Source organism: Amycolatopsis thermalba (genome assembly GCF_003385215.1).
GTDB classification, from domain to species: domain Bacteria; phylum Actinomycetota; class Actinomycetes; order Mycobacteriales; family Pseudonocardiaceae; genus Amycolatopsis_E; species Amycolatopsis_E thermalba.
This window is the reverse complement of sequence record NZ_PQHW01000142.1, coordinates 1-14779: the sequence shown is the minus strand read 5'-3', so window position 1 is coordinate 14779 and position 14779 is coordinate 1. Positions and strand designations below refer to the sequence as shown.

Here is a 14779-nt window from a genome sequence, read left to right as displayed (position 1 = left end):
CCCCGTGGTCGGCGCCGATCGACACGGCCAGCTTCACCGCGTCCGTGTTGCGGTCGACGACGATCAGCTCGGCCGCGGTCAGCGCCTTGAGCACCTGGATGCCGATGTGCCCGAGCCCGCCCGCCCCGATCACCACGCACCGGTCACCGGGCCGCAGCCGCCGGGCCGCCTTCGCCGCCGCGTGGTAGGCGGTGAGCCCGGCGTCCGCGCGCGCGGCCACGTCGGCCGGTTCCAGCGAATCGTCGATGCGCACCACACTGCGCGCCGAGGTCTTCAGGTACTCCGCGTACCCGCCGTGCGTGTCGATGCCCGGAAACGCGCTCGCCGCGCAGTGCACGTCGTCCCCGGAACGGCACGCGGCGCACAGCCCGCACGTGATCAGGGGGTGCACGATCACCTTGTCGCCCTCGGCCACGTTCGTGACGGCGCTGCCGACGGCGTGCACCCATCCCGCGTTCTCGTGACCGATCGTGTACGGCAGGGTCACCCCGGACTTCTCCGCCCACTGCCCTTCCAGGATGTGGATGTCGGTCCGGCACACCCCGGCGCCGCCGATCTTCACGACGACGTCCCAGGGCCCGGTGACCTCCGGCTCGGGCACCTCGGTCATGCGGAGGTTCTCGTGGTAGCCCACGACCTGCACTGCCTTCACGACACCTTCTCCTTCACGGGTGACTGGTCCGCCGCCGACTCCGGGTAACGCGTCCGGAGCAGGCCGCGGCAGAAATGGGAATTGCCCTCGATCGAGATGCGCACCGACCGCGCGAGCCGCAGCCGCAGCGGCACTTCCTCGCGCGGGTAGCGGTTGCCGTCGTCGTCGACGAGCACGAACGCCGACGGCTCGGTGCTCAGGCCGAGCGCCTCCCGGCGGCGCAGCAACGCGTCCGTTACCGCACCCGGCGGCAGGTCGCCGAGGACGACGTCGTGCAGCTCGTCCTCGGGCAGACCGGCCCGCAGCATCGCGGTGAGCACGCGTTCCATCGCCGCGGTGTGCGCCTTGCGGCGGAAGGTCGCGCGCAGCTCCTCCAGGCTCTCCTCGGCCTCGTGCCGGAACGTGCCGCGGTAGCCCGCGTCGGCGGCCAGCCCGCGGTTGATCAGGTCCGAGTCGTGGTGGTCGTCGAGGAACACCGCGACCTCGCGCGCGCCGGGCAGTGCCGACAGCGTGTCTTTGGCGTCGGAGGCCATGAGGTAGGCGAAGTTCGGCGAGCAGAACGAGGTCGGCAGCCGCAGGTGCACGGTCACGGCGGTGCCGGAAACCTCCAGGGACCGCACGAATCCGAGGTCGGTGATGGGCTCGTCCAGCTCCGGGTCGAGGACGGTGTGCAGCGCGGCTCGGGCCTGGGCTTCGGTGATCATCACGCCACCGCCACGGCCTGCGGCTCCTCGCGCGGGAGCTGCAGCTCGGCGGGCACCGGGATGTCGTACATCGCGGCGGCGTTGAGCCCGAGGATCTTCTTCTTCTGCGCGGTGGTCAGCGGCGCGTACTCGGTCATGTCCTCGGGGATCTGGAAGTCGACGAACCGTTCGACGAGCCAGCGCGGGGTCCAGAGCGCGTAGTCGCTGGAGAACTGGATGCGGTTCTCGTCCAGCCAGTACAGCAGTTCGCCGATGATCTGCGCGAAGTAGCGCGGCCGGGTGTGGATGAACGGGATGGCGACCGCGAGTCCGGCGTGGATGTTGCGGATACCCAGTTCCTGCGCGGCTTCCAGGTACCTGTAGGACCAGGGATCGTCCAGCTTGTACCCGCGGGAGTCGCCCTGCCATTCGGCAGTGTAGAGCTTGACGCCCTTGAGGCCGAAGCGTTCCGCGTCGCGGCGCAACTGGTCCAGCCCGGCCTGCTCGAAGCGCGGGTCCCAGAAGTGGTTGTAGGTCAGCTTGTCCGGGTGGGCCTGCGCGAGCGCGAAGGCCTCCTCGGTCTGGCCGAAGCCGCGCTCGTAGAAGGCGCCCAGGTGGGCGGGCTGGAAGATGGCGTGGTCGACGTAGCCGTCGTCGAACAGGTCGGTCATCAGACGCGCGCCGCCCTGGTAGAGGTAGTCCTCGTACGGCCACACCTCGGACTCCGGGCTGAGGTTGCGGTGGTAGTCGTAGAAGCAGTCGATGAACTGCTTGCCGTGGATGTTGCGCTGGTTGTCCGGGCGCGCGTCCCACAGCGCGATGTGGGCGTCGACGATGAAGTAGCGTTCGCCGTCCTTGGTGTACATCAGTTCGGGTCCTTCCGGCGTGGCGACCGTGGCACGTTCACCGGTGACGGTAGGTAGCCGCGCGACGCGGCGGGCCCGTGTGGCGTCTCAATATGAGACAGCCGGACGACCTGTTCGCGGCGCACGGCGGGGTAGCCTCCCCGGAAGACGCAACGATGCGGACGGGAGGTCGCCATGGTGGATCAGCGGGCGGTCCTGCCGCCCCGGCTGGCCGCGTCCTGGCAGCGCAGCAGGCAGTACGGGGTGTCGCCGGAGACGGTGCGGCCGGCGTTTTCCGGCACAGTGGACCACGATTCGCTGTTCTTCGAGTGCGGCCAGGAGGTGCTGACCGGGCTGCACTCGACGCTGGCCAACGAACCGGTGAGCCTGATGCTGACCGACAGTGAGGGCCTGGTGCTCAGCCGGCTGTGCAAGGACTCCACCATCATCCGTTCGCTGGACCGCGTCCACCTGGCGCCGGGGTTTTCCTACGCGGAGCGTGACGCCGGCACCAACGGGCTCGGGCTCGCGCTGGCCGACCGCGCCCCGTCGCTGGTGTCCGCCGAGGAGCACTACTGCACCGGGCTGTGGGGCTACACGTGCGCGGCCGCGCCCCGGTTGAAGCCGGGGACGAACCGGCTGCTCGGCAGCGTCAACCTGACCACCTGGTCGAAGTCGTCGAAGGAACTGCTGCTCGCGCTGGCGCAGGCCGCGGCGGGCAACACGGCTGCGCTGATGCTCGCGCGGTCGCACGGGCACCTCGCGCCGCCGGGCCCGCGCGGCGAGGTGTTCCACGTCTACGCCGACCGGCTGCCCGCGGTCACGGTGAACCTGTCCGCCGCCTGGACCGACGCGCTGGCCGAGGCTCGCGCGGCGATGGAGCACGGGCGCGTGGTGTGCGTGACCGGGGAGCCCGGCAGCGGGAAGGCGGCGCTGGCGTCGCTGGCCCGCCGGTCGGTGCGGCCGCGGGAACGCATCCTCAACGCCCGTCCGCCCGCGCCGCAGGACGCGGCGTCGTGGCTCGCGCTGTGGACGCCCGAGGTCGGCAAGGCCGACACGTGCGTGATCACCTCCGGCGCCGACGCGCTGCCCGCCTACGCCGCCGAGGAGCTGGCCCGGCTGTTCGCGGCGGCGCGCGGGGCGTTCGTGCTCACGGCCGAGGACCACGCGGGGGTGCCGGACGTGCTGCGGGCGCTGGTCGACACGGTCGTCGAGGTGCCGGCGCTGCGGTACCGGCCGGACGACGTCCTCCCGCTGGCCGGGCACTTCGCGCGGGAGAGCCGCGGCCGCCCGGTCACCTTCACCCCGGCCGCGTCGCGCGCGCTCACGGCTTACCCGTGGCCGGGCAACGTGCGGCAGCTGCGGCAGGTCGTGCGGGAGGCGGTGGCGCGGGCCGATGTGGTCGACGTCCGGCACCTGCCGCCCGAGGTGTTCACCAGCCCCGGCCGCCGGCTGACCCGGATGGAGGCCGTGGAGCGCGACGAGATCGTGCGCTGCCTGACCAGACCGGGCACGACGGCCGCGCAGGTGGCGTCGATGCTCGGGATGAGCCGCGCGACGGTGTACCGCAAGATCGCGCAGTACGGGATCAAGGTGCCGCGGCGGTAGGTAAGCTTGCGCGTCATGCCCACCGAACGTCCCGAGCCGCCCACCGTCGGCGGTGAGCGCGAGCTGCTGCGCGCCAACCTCGAGTACCACCGCGCCACGCTGGCCTGGAAGTGCGACGGTCTGTCCGATGAGGACCTGCGCGAGCAGTCGATGCCGCCGTCGGCCTTGTCGCTGCTCGGGCTGGTGCGGCACATGGCCGAGGTCGAGCGCGCGTGGTTCCGGCGGACCCTCAACGGGGAGACGGACCTGCCGCTGGTGTGGTCGGACTCCGGTGATTTCCAGGTGGCCTACGACGCGCGGGAGTCGACGCGGGCGGAGGCGTTCGCGGCGTGGCAGGCCGAGGTCGAGCACGCCCGGCGCATCGAGCGGGAGGCCGAGTCGCTGGACTTCACCGTGCACTCGCCGCGCTGGGGTACCGACGTGTCGCTGCGGGCGGTGATGCTGCACATGATCCACGAGTACGCCCGGCACAACGGGCACGCCGACTTCCTGCGCGAGGGCGTGGACGGGGTCACCGGCGCCTGACGGCGTGCGAAGTCCGCCGCGGCGCGGTAGGTGTGGTGTCGTGGACCCGGCACAGGCGTTGCGGCAGATCGCGTTCGAGCTGGAGCGCGCCGGCGCGCCGACCTACCGGGTGCGGGCGTTCCGGCGGGCGGCGGCCGTGGTGGCGGGGTTGCCGTCCGACGAGCTGGCCGAGCGGGTCCGGCTCGGGACGCTGCAGGCGCTGCCGGGCATCGGGCCGGCGACGGCACAGGTCGTCGAGCAGGCGTGCGCCGGTGAGCAGCCCGGCTACCTGGCGAAACTGCTCGCGGAGGCGCCGGAGCCGGACCGGTCGGGGTTGCGGGGCGCGCTGAAGGGCGACTGCCACACGCATTCCGACTGGTCCGACGGCGGGAGCCCGATCGAGGAGATGGCCGAGGCGGCGCGGGCGCTGGGGCACGAGTGGATCGCGCTGACGGACCACTCGCCGCGGCTGACGGTGGCGAACGGGTTGTCGGCCGAGCGCCTGCTGCGGCAGCTCGACGTGGTGGCGGAGCTGAACGAGAAGCTGGCGCCGTTCCGGATCCTGACCGGCATCGAGGTGGACATCCTCGAGGACGGGTCGCTGGACCAGCGGGACGACCTGCTGGCACGGCTGGACGTGGTGGTGGCGAGCGTGCACTCGAAGCTGCGGATGCCGTCGGAGCCGATGACCGAGCGGATGCTGGCGGCGGTGCGGAACCCGCTGGTGGACGTCCTGGGGCACTGCACGGGCCGGATGGTGATGGGCCGCGGACGCCCGCAGTCGCAGTTCGACGCCGAGCGGGTGTTCACGGCGTGCCGGGAGAGCGGGACCGCGGTGGAGATCAACTGCCGCCCGGAACGCATGGACCCACCCGACGACCTGCTGGCGATGGCCGCCGAGATCGGCTGCGTGTTCGCCATCGACACCGACGCGCACGCCCCCGGGCAGCTGGACTGGCTCGGCAACGGGACGGTGCGGGCGGAGGCGGCGGGCATCGGCCCGGAGCGCGTGCTGAACACCCTGGGAGCCGCCCAGCTGGGCGGCTGAGCCCGGCCACCCCTTCCGGGCACGGCACCAGCCCGCGAAGGCGCGGTGCCGGGACGTGCCCCTGGCCGCTATCGCAGCTGGTCGCGGCGGCGGGTCAGGTACGCGGTCTCCGCGGTGTTGCCCGCCAGCTCGATCGCCCGGTCGTACGCGGCGCGGGATTCCTCGCCGCGGCCCAGCCGGCGCAGCAGGTCGGCCCGTGTCGCGTGGAAGGCGTGGTAACCGGACAGCTTCGCCGCCAGCTCGTCGACCGCCGCCAGTGCCACCTCCGGGCCGTCGAGCTCGGCGACCGCGATGGCCCGGTTGAGGGCGATGACCGGCGACGGGTCGAGGCGCACGAGCTGGTCGTACAGGGCGAGAATCTGCGACCAGTCGGTGTCGCGCATGTGGCGGGCGGAGGTGTGCACCGCGTTGATCGCGGCGAGGATCTGGTAGCGCCCCGGCGCCACCCCCGCCGCCAGGCGCTCCCGCACCAGCCGGTGGCCCTCGGCGATCAGCGCCGAGTCCCACGCGCCCCGGTCCTGCTCGTCCAGCGCGACCAGCTCCCCACTCGCGGACACCCGGGCGGGGCGGCGGGCCTCGATGAGCAGCATCAGCGCCAGCAGCCCCGCCACCTCACCGTCACCGGGCAGCAGCGCCCGGACCAGGCGGGTCAGCCGGATCGCCTCGGCCGTCAGGTCGCCCCGCACCGGATCGGCGCCGGGGCCGGTCGCCAGGTAGCCCTCGTTGAACACCAGGAACAGCACCGCGAGCACACCGGAGACCCGCGCCGGGAGATCCTCCGCAGACGGCACGCGATAAGGGATGCGCGCCGCTTTGATCTTGGCCTTCGCGCGGGTGATCCGCCGCCCCATCGCGTCTTCGGTCGCCAGGAAGGCGCGGGCGATCTCCGGCACGGTCAGGCCGCCGACCATCCGCAACGTCAGCGCCACCCGGCTCTCCACCGCCAGCGCCGGGTGGCAGCAGGTGAAGATCAGCCGGAGCCGGTCGTCGTCGATGACGCCCGCGGGCGAAGCCGGCTCGTCCCACACCATCCGTGCCTCCCGGTGCTTGTCGTCGCGCTTGGTCTCGCGCCGGATGCGGTCGATGGCCTTGCGGGTGGCGGTGGTGGTCAGCCAGGCGCCGGGGCTGGGTGGCACGCCGTCGGCGGGCCACCGCTCGACGGCGGTCGCGAACGCCTCGGCGGCCGCCTCCTCGGCGATGTCGAGGTCGCCGAACCGCCGGGTCAGTGCGGCGACCACCCGGGCCCACTCCTCGCGGTGGGCCCGGGTGACCGCCTCGCGGACGTCGCTCATGCGTCCAGGATCGGCCGCACCTCGACCTTCCGGTGGCACGCCTTCGACCCCTCGGCGGCGAGCCGGAGCGCCACGTCGAGGTCGGGGGCCTCGATGATCCAGAAGCCGGCGAGGTACTCCTTGGACTCCACGAAGGGCCCGTCGGTGACCATCAGCTCCGCGCCCCGGTTGTCGACGACGGTGGCCGTGCCGGGCGCGGCCAGGCCGGCGGCGAAGACCCAGTGGTCCTCGGCCCGGAGCCGGTCGTTGAACCCGTCGATCGCGGCGTCCTCCTCCGGGGTGGCGAGGCCGGCCTGGTCGTGGATCACGGAAAACAGGTACTGCATCCGGGGATCATCTCCTGTGGTGTCGGGAAGTTCAGCTGACCGGTGCGTACTTCGGGCGCCCGGCCGGCCGGTAGACCTGGATCGTCACGCCCTTCGCGTCGGTGCGCGACTCGGCCAGGTCGAGCGCGATGTCCGGGCCGGTCTCCGGGAACAACCGCGCGCCCTGGCCGACGATCACCGGGATGACGATCAGGGTCATCTCGTCGACCAGCTCGTTCGCCAGCAGCCACCGGATCAGCGCGCCGCTGCCGTGCACCTGCAGCTCACCCCCCGGCTTGGCCTTCAGATCGGCGATGGCGGCCGCGAGGTCACCGGGCAGCACGGTGGTGCCCGGCCACGCCGGATCGGTGAGCGTGGTGGAGGCCACGTACTTGGGCCGCGTGTTCAGCGCCCGCCAGACGGGCTCCCAGCCCGGCACGTCCTGAGCCGCCGCGGCCCCCCACGAGCCGGCGAACAGCTCGTAGGTGCGCCGGCCGAACAGGAACGCGTCGGCACGCTCGTAGGTGTCCTTGATGAGTGTCTGGGTGTCGTCGTCGCCCTTCCCCATGGCCCATCCGCCGCGCGTGAACCCGTTCCTGCGGTCCTCCTCCGATGCGCCGCCGTTGCCCTGCATCACCCCGTCGACGGTGAGCTGGGTCATGGTCGTCAGCTTCATGTTCACGGTTCCTCTGCCTCGGCGCCGCCCCGCGTGGGCGGCCTCACCCCTGCTACGAACGCCACCACCCGGATCGGACACCCTCGCCCGGAAAACTTTTCCGGCGCCGTGCGCTCCTCGCACACCCGTGTCACCGTGAGGAGATGCTGACCGTGCTCCTGGCGGTGGCCGCCGCCTTCGCGAACGCGGCCGGGGCCGTGCTGCAGCGTGCCGGGGCGCGGAAACAGCCGCAGGGCAGCGACCTGGACGTCGGCGCGCTCAAGGGGCTGGTCAAGACCCCGGTGTGGGTTGCCGGGGTCGCCGTCATGCTCTGCGGGCTCGTGCTGCAGGCGGCGGCGCTCGCGACCGGGCCGATCGTCCTCATCCAGCCGATCATGGTGTCCGAGCTGGCGGTCACGCTGGTCCTGTCCGGGCTGGCCTTCCGCACGCGCCTGCGCGCCCGGGACTGGATCGCCGCCGTCGGGATGGCCGCCGCGGTCGGGCTGCTGCTGTTCGCGCTCGCCCCCGGCGGTGGGGACGCGCGCGGCGTCTCCGCGCTGGAGTGGCTGCTCGGCTGTGCGGTGACGGTCGCCTGCGTGGCGCTGCTCTTCGCGGCCGGGCGGCGGGACGACACCACGCACAGCGCGGCCTTCTTCGGTGCCGCGGCGGGGCTGTGGTTCGGGTTCACCGCGGTGCTCATGGCCGGGGTGACGGCCGCGCTCACCGCGAACGGCGTGCCCGGGTTGTTCCAGGCGTGGCAGACCTACGCGATGCTCGTCGCCGGGCCCGCCGGGTTCTTCCTGCTGCAGACGGCACTGCGGGCCGGGCGGCTCGTCGCCGCCCAGCCCGGGCTCGTCCTGGCCAACCCGCTGGTCGCGCTGGGCTGGGGTCTGCTGGTGTTCGGGGAGCACGTCCGCGGCGGGCCGTGGATCGCGCTGGAACTGGCCGCCGCCGGGGCGCTGGCCGGGTGCACCGTGCTGCTGGCCGGGGCGCCGCTGTTGCGCGACGAGGACCCGGCCCGGCAGCCCGCCTGAGTCACACGCCGGCGGGGACGCGTGCCACCCGCTCGGCCGACCGCCGCCGCAGCAGGCCGCTCAGCGCGAACCGGCCGGGCCCGGTGACGGCGATCAGCAGGAACACCCAGCTGTACAGGACGGCGATCTCGCCCGCGTTCTGCAGCGGCAGCAGGGCCAGCGGCTGGTGCACGGTGAAGTAGGCGTAGGCCATCGCACCGGAGCAGAGCAGCGCCGCGGCCCGCGTGCCGAGCCCGAGCAGCACCAGGACCCCGCCGGCCAGCTCGATGACGCCGGCCCACCAGCCCGGCCACGCCCCGAACGCCACGCCGCCGCCCTGGCCGTCGATGCCGCCGAACGCGCCGAACCCCTGCAGGCCGTGGAGGGCGAACAACAGTCCGACCACGATGCGGACGACGCCCAGGACGACGGGGGTGAGCTGGGCCTGGGAAACCGGAACGCGAGCCATGGTCGATCCTTCCTCCGAAGTTGCTGTCATGAACACGTCGGAGGAACCCGGGCCGGATCGACAACCCTCGCGGACTATTTTTCCGGAGCCGTCACCACTGCTGCTGCTGCGGCGGCGGACCCTGGTACGGGCCCGGCTGCTGCGGCGGGCGCTTGCCCCACGCGCACCAGCGGGCGGTGAGCGGCACGAGCACCAGCACCAGGGTGGCGATCGCCGGGGACAGCACGACCAGCAGCCCGCCGACCCCGCCGCCGATGCCGGCCGCGGTGTCGAGGTTGCGGTTGAACCGGTCGTCCGAGGCCAGCACGATCAGCGCGATGACGCCCTGCAGGATGTGCAGCGCGCTGCCGAGGGCGACGAGCCAGCGGCCCGCGGGCTTGCGCAGGAACAGCAGGATGGCGCCGGGCAGGAGCGTGGCGAACTCGACGAGGTAGACCGTGCCCTGCAGGACCACGATCCACTTCAGGTCGTCGACCACCTCGTCGACGACGCCGAGGTTGAGGATGCCGCTGAAGACGCCCCACAGGGCGCCGAGGACGGCGAGCACCCCGGCGGTGATCGCGGTGCCCCCGCTGGGCGGCTGCTGGACGGAGTACTGCTCGCCCGGGTAGGGCGGCGGCGCGGCCGGGTACTGGCCCGGCTGGGGCGGGTACGTCATGGGAACCTTCCGATCGTTGTCGAACCGGCGTGATCCAAACAGACGAGCCGCCCGCGCGTGGCCGAAGTGACCTATTCGCGACCTGGATCACCGGCGCGAGTGAGGTGGGCGCGTGGCCGGAACGGGACAAGGCGCCGCGGGTGACCGCCTTCTGTCCCCACAGTGGTCTCTCCATGCGATTCGTGTGAGGCGCGAAGGAGAGCGTGATGGCCGAGCCACCGGGAGCCCCACCCGCCGGGAATTCGGCGCCTGCCGGGCAATCCGAGCCCGCAGCCGAGGCGGCCCCGGAGAACGGCTCCGGGAAGGCGCCCGCAGAGAAAGGCGGGGCGCAGCCGGAACCGACCGGGCAGGAGCCGGCCCGGCCGGCCGAGGACACATCTGGTGAACCGGCCACCCGCGGCGACGGGGCCCAGCCCACCGCCGGGACCGACCGCCCGGGCGAAGACGGTGGTGACGCCGAGGCGTCAACGCCGGAACAAGGCGGCGAGGGCGCACCGAACGAGTTCCGGAACGCGGTCCACCGGGAGGAACCCCCCGTCGGCCCGCCCGACGAGATGGGGAGGGTGGCGGACGAGACGGGGCGGCTCGGCGAGTCGGTCACGACCGCGACCGACCAGGGCGAACAGGCCCGGGCCAACGCCGGGAACGAGTGGCGGGACCAGGCCGGCCAGGACGCCGGGCACCGGGCGGCCGAACTGGCGGAGGGCAACCGGGAGACGGCTCGGCTGGCGAGGTCCGTGTCGGATGCGGCGCGTTCGAGCGCGGAGCAGGTCACCGAGGTCAGGAAAGGCGACGAGCAGTCCCTGCAAAACGGTGAGACCGACTGGCACCTCGCTCGCGCGTTGCTGCCGGACGGCGAGCGAGAGGTCGCCGAAGGCGAAACCGTGGCCGCGACCGTGGCGGAAACCCGGCAACGGCACGCCGCCGGGGCGGCCGGCATCCGCGAGATCTGGAACGGGGTCGCGGTGGCCGAGGAGCAGCCCGAGGAACCCAGCGCCGTCGCGGAACTGGCGGGCAACCTGCTTCGCACCGGCGGTGACTCGAACGTGAACGTCGGCAGCTTCCTCGGCGAAACGAGCGACGACATCATCGACCGGGCCGGCTCGGCCGTCGGCGCCGCGCTCGACTGGGCCGGATTCGACGAGGCCGGGAAAGCGGTGACCCGCACGGCGGACGAGGTGGGGGACGTCCTCGCGGAGGAGACCCTGGTGGAAGGCGCCCGGATACGCAACGCCTACTACGATCTCGCGCAGGCCGTCGACGGCCTCGACCGTCCCCGGACCGTGTACGTTTCGCACGAGCGGTACCCGGAATCCGCGCAGCACATCGACGAAGCACAGGGTGGCACCTTCTGGCGTGGTGACCAGCAGCGGAACGTTCCCCGCCCCGACCCGGTGCTGACGGTCCAGCGCGAAGGCAGCGAAGCCCGCCGGGCGGCCGCGATCGGCGGTATCCCGTCGAAAGAGGGGTTCGACAAGGACGAGTACCCGCCCGCCGTCGCGGACACCACCGGCGACAAGAGCGTGAAGTACGTGCCCTTCGCCGACAACCGGGGGGCGGGTTCGGCGATGGGCCACCAGCTCAACGGACGGGACGGGTCCATTCAACGCCAGCTCGACGGGCGCGGCATGCTGGGCGACTTCTGGGGTCTCGGCCGCGCCGACGACGGCGACAAGTTCGTATTGAGGACGTTCCGATGAACACGGCACTGACACGTCTGCTGGAGCGCGCGAAGGGTCCGCTCGGATCACCGGTGGAGGTGGAACTCGGGGGCGGCGTGTCGCGCGAACTCGCCGGGCTGCTGTCGCGGCTCAACGGGTTCGCGCTGTTCGACTACGGCGTGCAGGTCTTCCACGCGGGCCCGCGCGGACTCGGGCCGGAACTGGCCGCGTGGAACGCCGTGGACACCTGGAAGGACACCTATGGCGGCCTCGCCGACGGCCTGCTGTGCTTCGCGCAGGACCTCTTCGGGGTCCAGTTCGCCATCGAGGACGACCGGCGCGTCGTCGCGTTCGACCCGGAGACCGGTGAACGCACCGCGCTCGGCACCGGTCTGGACAGCTGGGCCGGCTGGCTGCAGGAGAAGCCCGGCACCCGCGGCGCGGCGGCGTTCGCCAGGCTGTGGCAGGACACCCACGGCGCGCTCGGCCACGACGAACGCCTGCTGCCCGTGACCCCGTTCGTGCTGGGCGGCGAGTACCGGCTCGACAACCTCGTGGTCCGCGACGCGGTGACCGCCCTGCGGACCCGGGGACCGGTCGCACAGCAGATCCACGACCTGCCCGACGGCACCCCGGTTTCGTTCACCGTCACCTGACCACCGACCGCGCTCTAAGATCACCCGGTGGCGCAGACCGAGCAGCAGCAGGCGTTCTTCACCGCCGACGGCGACGAGCTGGTCCCGGATCCGGTGGCGCGCAGCTGGTGGAATCCGGAGATGATCCACGGCCGCCTGCTCGGCGGGCTGGCCGCGCGGGCGCTGGAACGCGACCAGGCCGCGCCGGGCCTGCACTTCACCCGGCTGACCGTCGACCTGTTCCGGAACACGCCCCTCGCCCCGGTGCGCGTCGAGACCGCGCTCGTGCGGGACGGGCGCCGCATCCGGGTCGCCGACGCCCTGGTGCACGGCGCGAACGGGCTCGTCGCCCGTGCGACGGCCGTGCTGCTGCGCAGCGGTGACCAGCCGGCCGCGCCGGTCCCGGCCACGCCCTCGTGGGACGCGCCACCGCCCGAGGAGCTGTGGGAGCCGCGCGAACAGGGCTGGGCGATCTGGCGGTTCGACGAGCACAACCAGCCGCTGCGCGGCGGCCGCGGCGCCGGGCGGCGGCGCGCGTGGCTGCGCGAGTCGCGGGAGCTGGTGGCCGGGGAAGCGCTGTCGCCGTTCGTACGTGCCGCGCTGGCGGCCGACACCGCGAGCCCGCTGGCGCACGCGAGCGCCGGCAGCCTGGACTTCATCAACGCCGACTACACGTTGTCGCTGAGCCGGCTGCCGCTGTCGGACGCGATCGGGCTGGAGTCGTCGGGACACCTCAGCGAGGACGGGATCGCCGTCGGGCACTGCACCCTGCACGACACCGCGGGGCCGATCGGGTTCTGCCTCACCACGGCGATCGCGAACCCGGGCCGCCGGGGCTGACTGTCCGGTTTGAGCGGCTTCCGGCCGGGAATCCGACCCCGGAGGAGGCAGCCATGAACGGCAACCCGAACCACCAGCCGGAGTCGGCGCCGGGCATCCCGGAATCCGATCCGCCGCAGGGCGGGCCGAACGCCGACAACGACACCCCCAACCCGGCCGACCTCGCGCCCGGTTTCGGCGGCACGTCCCGCACCCGCCCGGTGAGCACCGAGGAGGAGGAGACGGGCAACGGCTCGTGACCGGATCGGCCCGCTTCCGGGCCTGATCGAGCCTGCCCGGCGGGTGCTCGGGCCGCCAGACTCGTCGGCATGAGCGAAGCACTCGTCGTCATCGACGTCCAGGAGTCGTTCCGGCAGCGGCCGATCTGGCGGCTCACCGCCAACCCGGAGGTGGCGGAGCGGGCGGCCCTGCTCGCCGAGCACACGCGCGCCCGGGGCGGGCTGGTGTGCTGGGTCCTGCACAGCGAACCCGGCAGCGGCACCGTGTTCGACCCGGCGCTGGGGCACGTCCGGCTGATGGACGGCCTGACCCCGGCCGAGGGTGAGCCGGTGCTGACCAAGACCGCGCACAACGCCTTCACCACCACGAACCTGCAGCAGATCCTGGTCTCGCGCGGGATCCGGCGGCTGACCGTCTGCGGCATCCGCACCGAGCAGTGCTGCGAGACGACCGCGCGGCTGGCGTCCGACCTCGGCTACGACGTCACCTTCGTGACCGACGCGACCACCACCGATCCGATCCCGCACCGGGACGCCCCCGCCGGGCTGACGCCGGAGGAGATCCTCGCCGATCCGCGCACGCTGGGCACGGACGAGATCATCGCCCGCACCGAGTACGCGCTGGCCGGCCGCTTCGCGACGATCCGGACCGTCGCCGAGCTGACGGGGGCGTAGGCTGACCGGATCGTGACCCGTGTGGCCTTCGTGCTCCTCCCCCGCCTGCACCTGCTCGACCTCGCCGGACCCGCGCAGGTGTTCTCGACGGCGCGCGATCTGGGGCTGAACTACGAACTGGCGTACCTGGGTGAGCGGGGCACGGTCGAGAGCGCGCAGGGTGTGCCGCTGACGGCGGAGCGGGACTGGCCGGAGCTGTCGCCGGGCGATCTGGTGGTCGTGCCCGGGTGGCGGTCGCCGCGGCTGACCACGGCTCCGCTGAGTGCCGCCGGGCTGGCGTGGTTGCGGGCGCACCACGAGCGGGGCGGCACGGTGGCGAGCGTGTGTTCCGGGGCCGAGGCGCTGGGCCGGGCGGGGCTGCTGGACGGCCGCCGCTGCACGACGCACCACGAGCTGCAGGATGCGCTGGCGGCGCGCTACCCGGCGGCGACGGTGGTGCGGGACGTGCTGTACGTCGTCGACGAGCGGGTGGTGACGTCGGCGGGCATCGCGAGCGGGATCGACCTGGCGCTGCACCTGGTCGCGGCGCGGCACGGCCCGGCGGTGGCGGCGCGGGTGGCGCGGTCGATGGTGGTGTACGCGCGGCGGAACGGTGACGAGCAGCAGGCCAGCGCGATGCTGCGGCACCGGGCGCACGTCAACGACACCGTGCACCGCCTCCAGGACCTGATCGACGCGCGGTTCGCGGAGGCGCTGAAGCTGGCCGACCTGGCGGGCGCGGCCGGATGCAGCGAGCGCACGGTGACGCGGCTGTTCACCCGCGCGACGGGGCTGACGCCGTTGCGGTACCAGCAGATGCTGCGCCTGGAGCGGGCCGAGCACCTGATCGGCCACGGAGCGACGGTGGAGGCCGCGGCACGGGCGGTGGGTTTCGAGGACGCCCGCATGCTGCGCCGGCTCCGGGCACGCGGCTGACCGGGGGCCGCCCGCGCTGACCGGGCGGCCACGCCGCCTCGTGGAACACACCGCCACACGCCCGCGTCGCCCGGCGCCCACCGGGCACCCACCAGCCTCACCC

18 protein-coding genes are annotated in these 14779 nt (G+C 73.1%); 10 read left to right on the top strand and 8 right to left on the bottom strand.

Going from position 1 to position 14779, the window contains the following annotated elements; translation table 11 throughout:
* The 3 genes from D0D15_RS32950 to D0D15_RS32940 all read right to left on the bottom strand — a co-directional run.
* A partial coding sequence (locus D0D15_RS32950) for an alcohol dehydrogenase catalytic domain-containing protein (protein ID WP_162830713.1) occupies nucleotides 1-652 on the bottom strand: 652 nt, incomplete at its 3' end.
* Complete coding sequence (locus D0D15_RS32945; RefSeq protein WP_094007639.1) at nucleotides 649-1356, bottom strand: iron-sulfur cluster assembly protein; 708 nt, start codon at nucleotides 1354-1356, stop codon at nucleotides 649-651. The genes D0D15_RS32945 and D0D15_RS32950, both read right to left, overlap by 4 nt.
* Nucleotides 1356-2201 carry an amidohydrolase family protein gene (locus D0D15_RS32940; protein ID WP_094007640.1) on the bottom strand — a complete coding sequence of 282 codons (846 nt, stop codon included), beginning with the start codon at nucleotides 2199-2201 and terminating at the stop codon, nucleotides 1356-1358. The genes D0D15_RS32945 and D0D15_RS32940 overlap by 1 nt, the downstream gene beginning before the upstream one ends.
* Before the next feature lie 174 nt (nucleotides 2202-2375).
* On the opposite strand from D0D15_RS32940, the gene D0D15_RS32935 reads away from it, so the two are divergent.
* The 3 genes from D0D15_RS32935 to D0D15_RS32925 are packed head-to-tail and all read left to right on the top strand — an operon-like array spanning nucleotide 2376 to nucleotide 5340.
* Nucleotides 2376-3788 (top strand): AAA-type ATPase lid domain-containing protein, encoded by a 1413-nt coding sequence (locus tag D0D15_RS32935; RefSeq protein WP_115945011.1) that lies wholly within the window; start codon nucleotides 2376-2378, stop codon nucleotides 3786-3788.
* Nucleotides 3789-3803: 15 nt separating this feature from the next.
* On the top strand, nucleotides 3804-4313 hold the full coding sequence (locus D0D15_RS32930; protein ID WP_094007642.1) for a DinB family protein: 510 nt from the start codon (nucleotides 3804-3806) through the stop codon (nucleotides 4311-4313).
* Nucleotides 4314-4353: 40 nt separating this feature from the next.
* On the top strand, nucleotides 4354-5340 hold the full coding sequence (locus D0D15_RS32925) for a PHP domain-containing protein (protein ID WP_094007643.1): 987 nt from the start codon (nucleotides 4354-4356) through the stop codon (nucleotides 5338-5340).
* 68 nt (nucleotides 5341-5408) lie between these two features.
* Here the strand turns inward: D0D15_RS32925 and D0D15_RS32920 are convergent, their stop codons facing one another.
* The 3 genes from D0D15_RS32920 to D0D15_RS32910 are packed head-to-tail and all read right to left on the bottom strand — an operon-like array spanning nucleotide 5409 to nucleotide 7613.
* On the bottom strand, nucleotides 5409-6632 hold the full coding sequence (locus tag D0D15_RS32920; protein WP_094007644.1) for an RNA polymerase sigma factor: 1224 nt from the start codon (nucleotides 6630-6632) through the stop codon (nucleotides 5409-5411).
* Entirely contained in the window at nucleotides 6629-6958 is a 330-nt protein-coding gene (locus D0D15_RS32915; RefSeq protein ID WP_094007645.1) for a YciI family protein, read from the bottom strand. Before D0D15_RS32915 ends, D0D15_RS32920 begins: the two co-directional genes overlap by 4 nt.
* Nucleotides 6959-6989: 31 nt before the next feature.
* Nucleotides 6990-7613, bottom strand: a complete 624-nt coding sequence (locus tag D0D15_RS32910) for a dihydrofolate reductase family protein (protein ID WP_094007646.1) — start codon at nucleotides 7611-7613, stop codon at nucleotides 6990-6992.
* Nucleotides 7614-7756: 143 nt separating this feature from the next.
* On the opposite strand from D0D15_RS32910, the gene D0D15_RS32905 reads away from it, so the two are divergent.
* Nucleotides 7757-8626: a DMT family transporter gene (locus D0D15_RS32905; protein ID WP_115945010.1), complete on the top strand. Its 870-nt coding sequence runs from the start codon at nucleotides 7757-7759 to the stop codon at nucleotides 8624-8626.
* Between the two features lies 1 nt (nucleotide 8627).
* Here the strand turns inward: D0D15_RS32905 and D0D15_RS32900 are convergent, their stop codons facing one another.
* Entirely contained in the window at nucleotides 8628-9074 is a 447-nt protein-coding gene (locus tag D0D15_RS32900) for a DoxX family protein (RefSeq protein WP_094007648.1), read from the bottom strand.
* A 91-nt stretch (nucleotides 9075-9165) separates the two neighbouring features.
* A complete protein-coding gene (locus D0D15_RS32895) occupies nucleotides 9166-9732 on the bottom strand; it encodes a hypothetical protein (protein WP_094007649.1) in 567 nt (188 codons plus the stop codon).
* Between the two features lie 206 nt (nucleotides 9733-9938).
* Here D0D15_RS32895 and D0D15_RS32890 point away from each other — a divergent pair, with 206 nt between their 5' ends.
* The 6 genes from D0D15_RS32890 to D0D15_RS32865 all read left to right on the top strand — a co-directional run bounded on the left by D0D15_RS32890 (nucleotide 9939) and on the right by D0D15_RS32865 (nucleotide 14676).
* Entirely contained in the window at nucleotides 9939-11432 is a 1494-nt protein-coding gene (locus D0D15_RS32890) for a WXG100-like domain-containing protein (RefSeq protein WP_482746744.1), read from the top strand.
* The gene (locus tag D0D15_RS32885) at nucleotides 11429-12049 is read left to right on the top strand and encodes an SMI1/KNR4 family protein (RefSeq protein WP_094007651.1); all 621 of its coding nucleotides are present in this window, start codon (nucleotides 11429-11431) and stop codon (nucleotides 12047-12049) included. Before D0D15_RS32890 ends, D0D15_RS32885 begins: the two co-directional genes overlap by 4 nt.
* Before the next feature lie 27 nt (nucleotides 12050-12076).
* Nucleotides 12077-12868 (top strand): acyl-CoA thioesterase domain-containing protein, encoded by a 792-nt coding sequence (locus D0D15_RS32880; RefSeq protein WP_094007652.1) that lies wholly within the window; start codon nucleotides 12077-12079, stop codon nucleotides 12866-12868.
* Between the two features lie 53 nt (nucleotides 12869-12921).
* The gene (locus tag D0D15_RS32875; RefSeq protein ID WP_094007653.1) at nucleotides 12922-13107 is read left to right on the top strand and encodes a hypothetical protein; all 186 of its coding nucleotides are present in this window, start codon (nucleotides 12922-12924) and stop codon (nucleotides 13105-13107) included.
* 69 nt (nucleotides 13108-13176) lie between these two features.
* Nucleotides 13177-13761, top strand: coding sequence for a cysteine hydrolase family protein (locus tag D0D15_RS32870; RefSeq protein ID WP_094007654.1), 585 nt, complete (start codon nucleotides 13177-13179; stop codon nucleotides 13759-13761).
* A gap of 12 nt (nucleotides 13762-13773) precedes the next feature.
* Nucleotides 13774-14676 carry a GlxA family transcriptional regulator gene (locus D0D15_RS32865; RefSeq protein WP_094007655.1) on the top strand — a complete coding sequence of 301 codons (903 nt, stop codon included), beginning with the start codon at nucleotides 13774-13776 and terminating at the stop codon, nucleotides 14674-14676.
* Nucleotides 14677-14779 lie beyond the last annotated feature (103 nt).

Bases quoted from the DNA above. Each gene is read 5' to 3' on its own strand.
- D0D15_RS32900 (WP_094007648.1), bottom strand. From the start codon at position 9,074: ATGGCTCGCGTTCCGGTTTCCCAGGCCCAGCTCACCCCCGTCGTCCTG.
- D0D15_RS32870 (WP_094007654.1), top strand. From the start codon at position 13,177: ATGAGCGAAGCACTCGTCGTCATCGACGTCCAGGAGTCGTTCCGGCAG.
- D0D15_RS32945 (WP_094007639.1), bottom strand. From the start codon at position 1,356: ATGATCACCGAAGCCCAGGCCCGAGCCGCGCTGCACACCGTCCTCGAC.
- D0D15_RS32875 (WP_094007653.1), top strand. From the start codon at position 12,922: ATGAACGGCAACCCGAACCACCAGCCGGAGTCGGCGCCGGGCATCCCG.
- D0D15_RS32895 (WP_094007649.1), bottom strand. From the start codon at position 9,732: ATGACGTACCCGCCCCAGCCGGGCCAGTACCCGGCCGCGCCGCCGCCC.
- D0D15_RS32920 (WP_094007644.1), bottom strand. From the start codon at position 6,632: ATGAGCGACGTCCGCGAGGCGGTCACCCGGGCCCACCGCGAGGAGTGG.
- D0D15_RS32930 (WP_094007642.1), top strand. From the start codon at position 3,804: ATGCCCACCGAACGTCCCGAGCCGCCCACCGTCGGCGGTGAGCGCGAG.
- D0D15_RS32910 (WP_094007646.1), bottom strand. From the start codon at position 7,613: ATGAAGCTGACGACCATGACCCAGCTCACCGTCGACGGGGTGATGCAG.
- D0D15_RS32885 (WP_094007651.1), top strand. From the start codon at position 11,429: ATGAACACGGCACTGACACGTCTGCTGGAGCGCGCGAAGGGTCCGCTC.
- D0D15_RS32915 (WP_094007645.1), bottom strand. From the start codon at position 6,958: ATGCAGTACCTGTTTTCCGTGATCCACGACCAGGCCGGCCTCGCCACC.
- D0D15_RS32905 (WP_115945010.1), top strand. From the start codon at position 7,757: ATGCTGACCGTGCTCCTGGCGGTGGCCGCCGCCTTCGCGAACGCGGCC.
- D0D15_RS32940 (WP_094007640.1), bottom strand. From the start codon at position 2,201: ATGTACACCAAGGACGGCGAACGCTACTTCATCGTCGACGCCCACATC.
- D0D15_RS32890 (WP_482746744.1), top strand. From the start codon at position 9,939: ATGGCCGAGCCACCGGGAGCCCCACCCGCCGGGAATTCGGCGCCTGCC.
- D0D15_RS32935 (WP_115945011.1), top strand. From the start codon at position 2,376: ATGGTGGATCAGCGGGCGGTCCTGCCGCCCCGGCTGGCCGCGTCCTGG.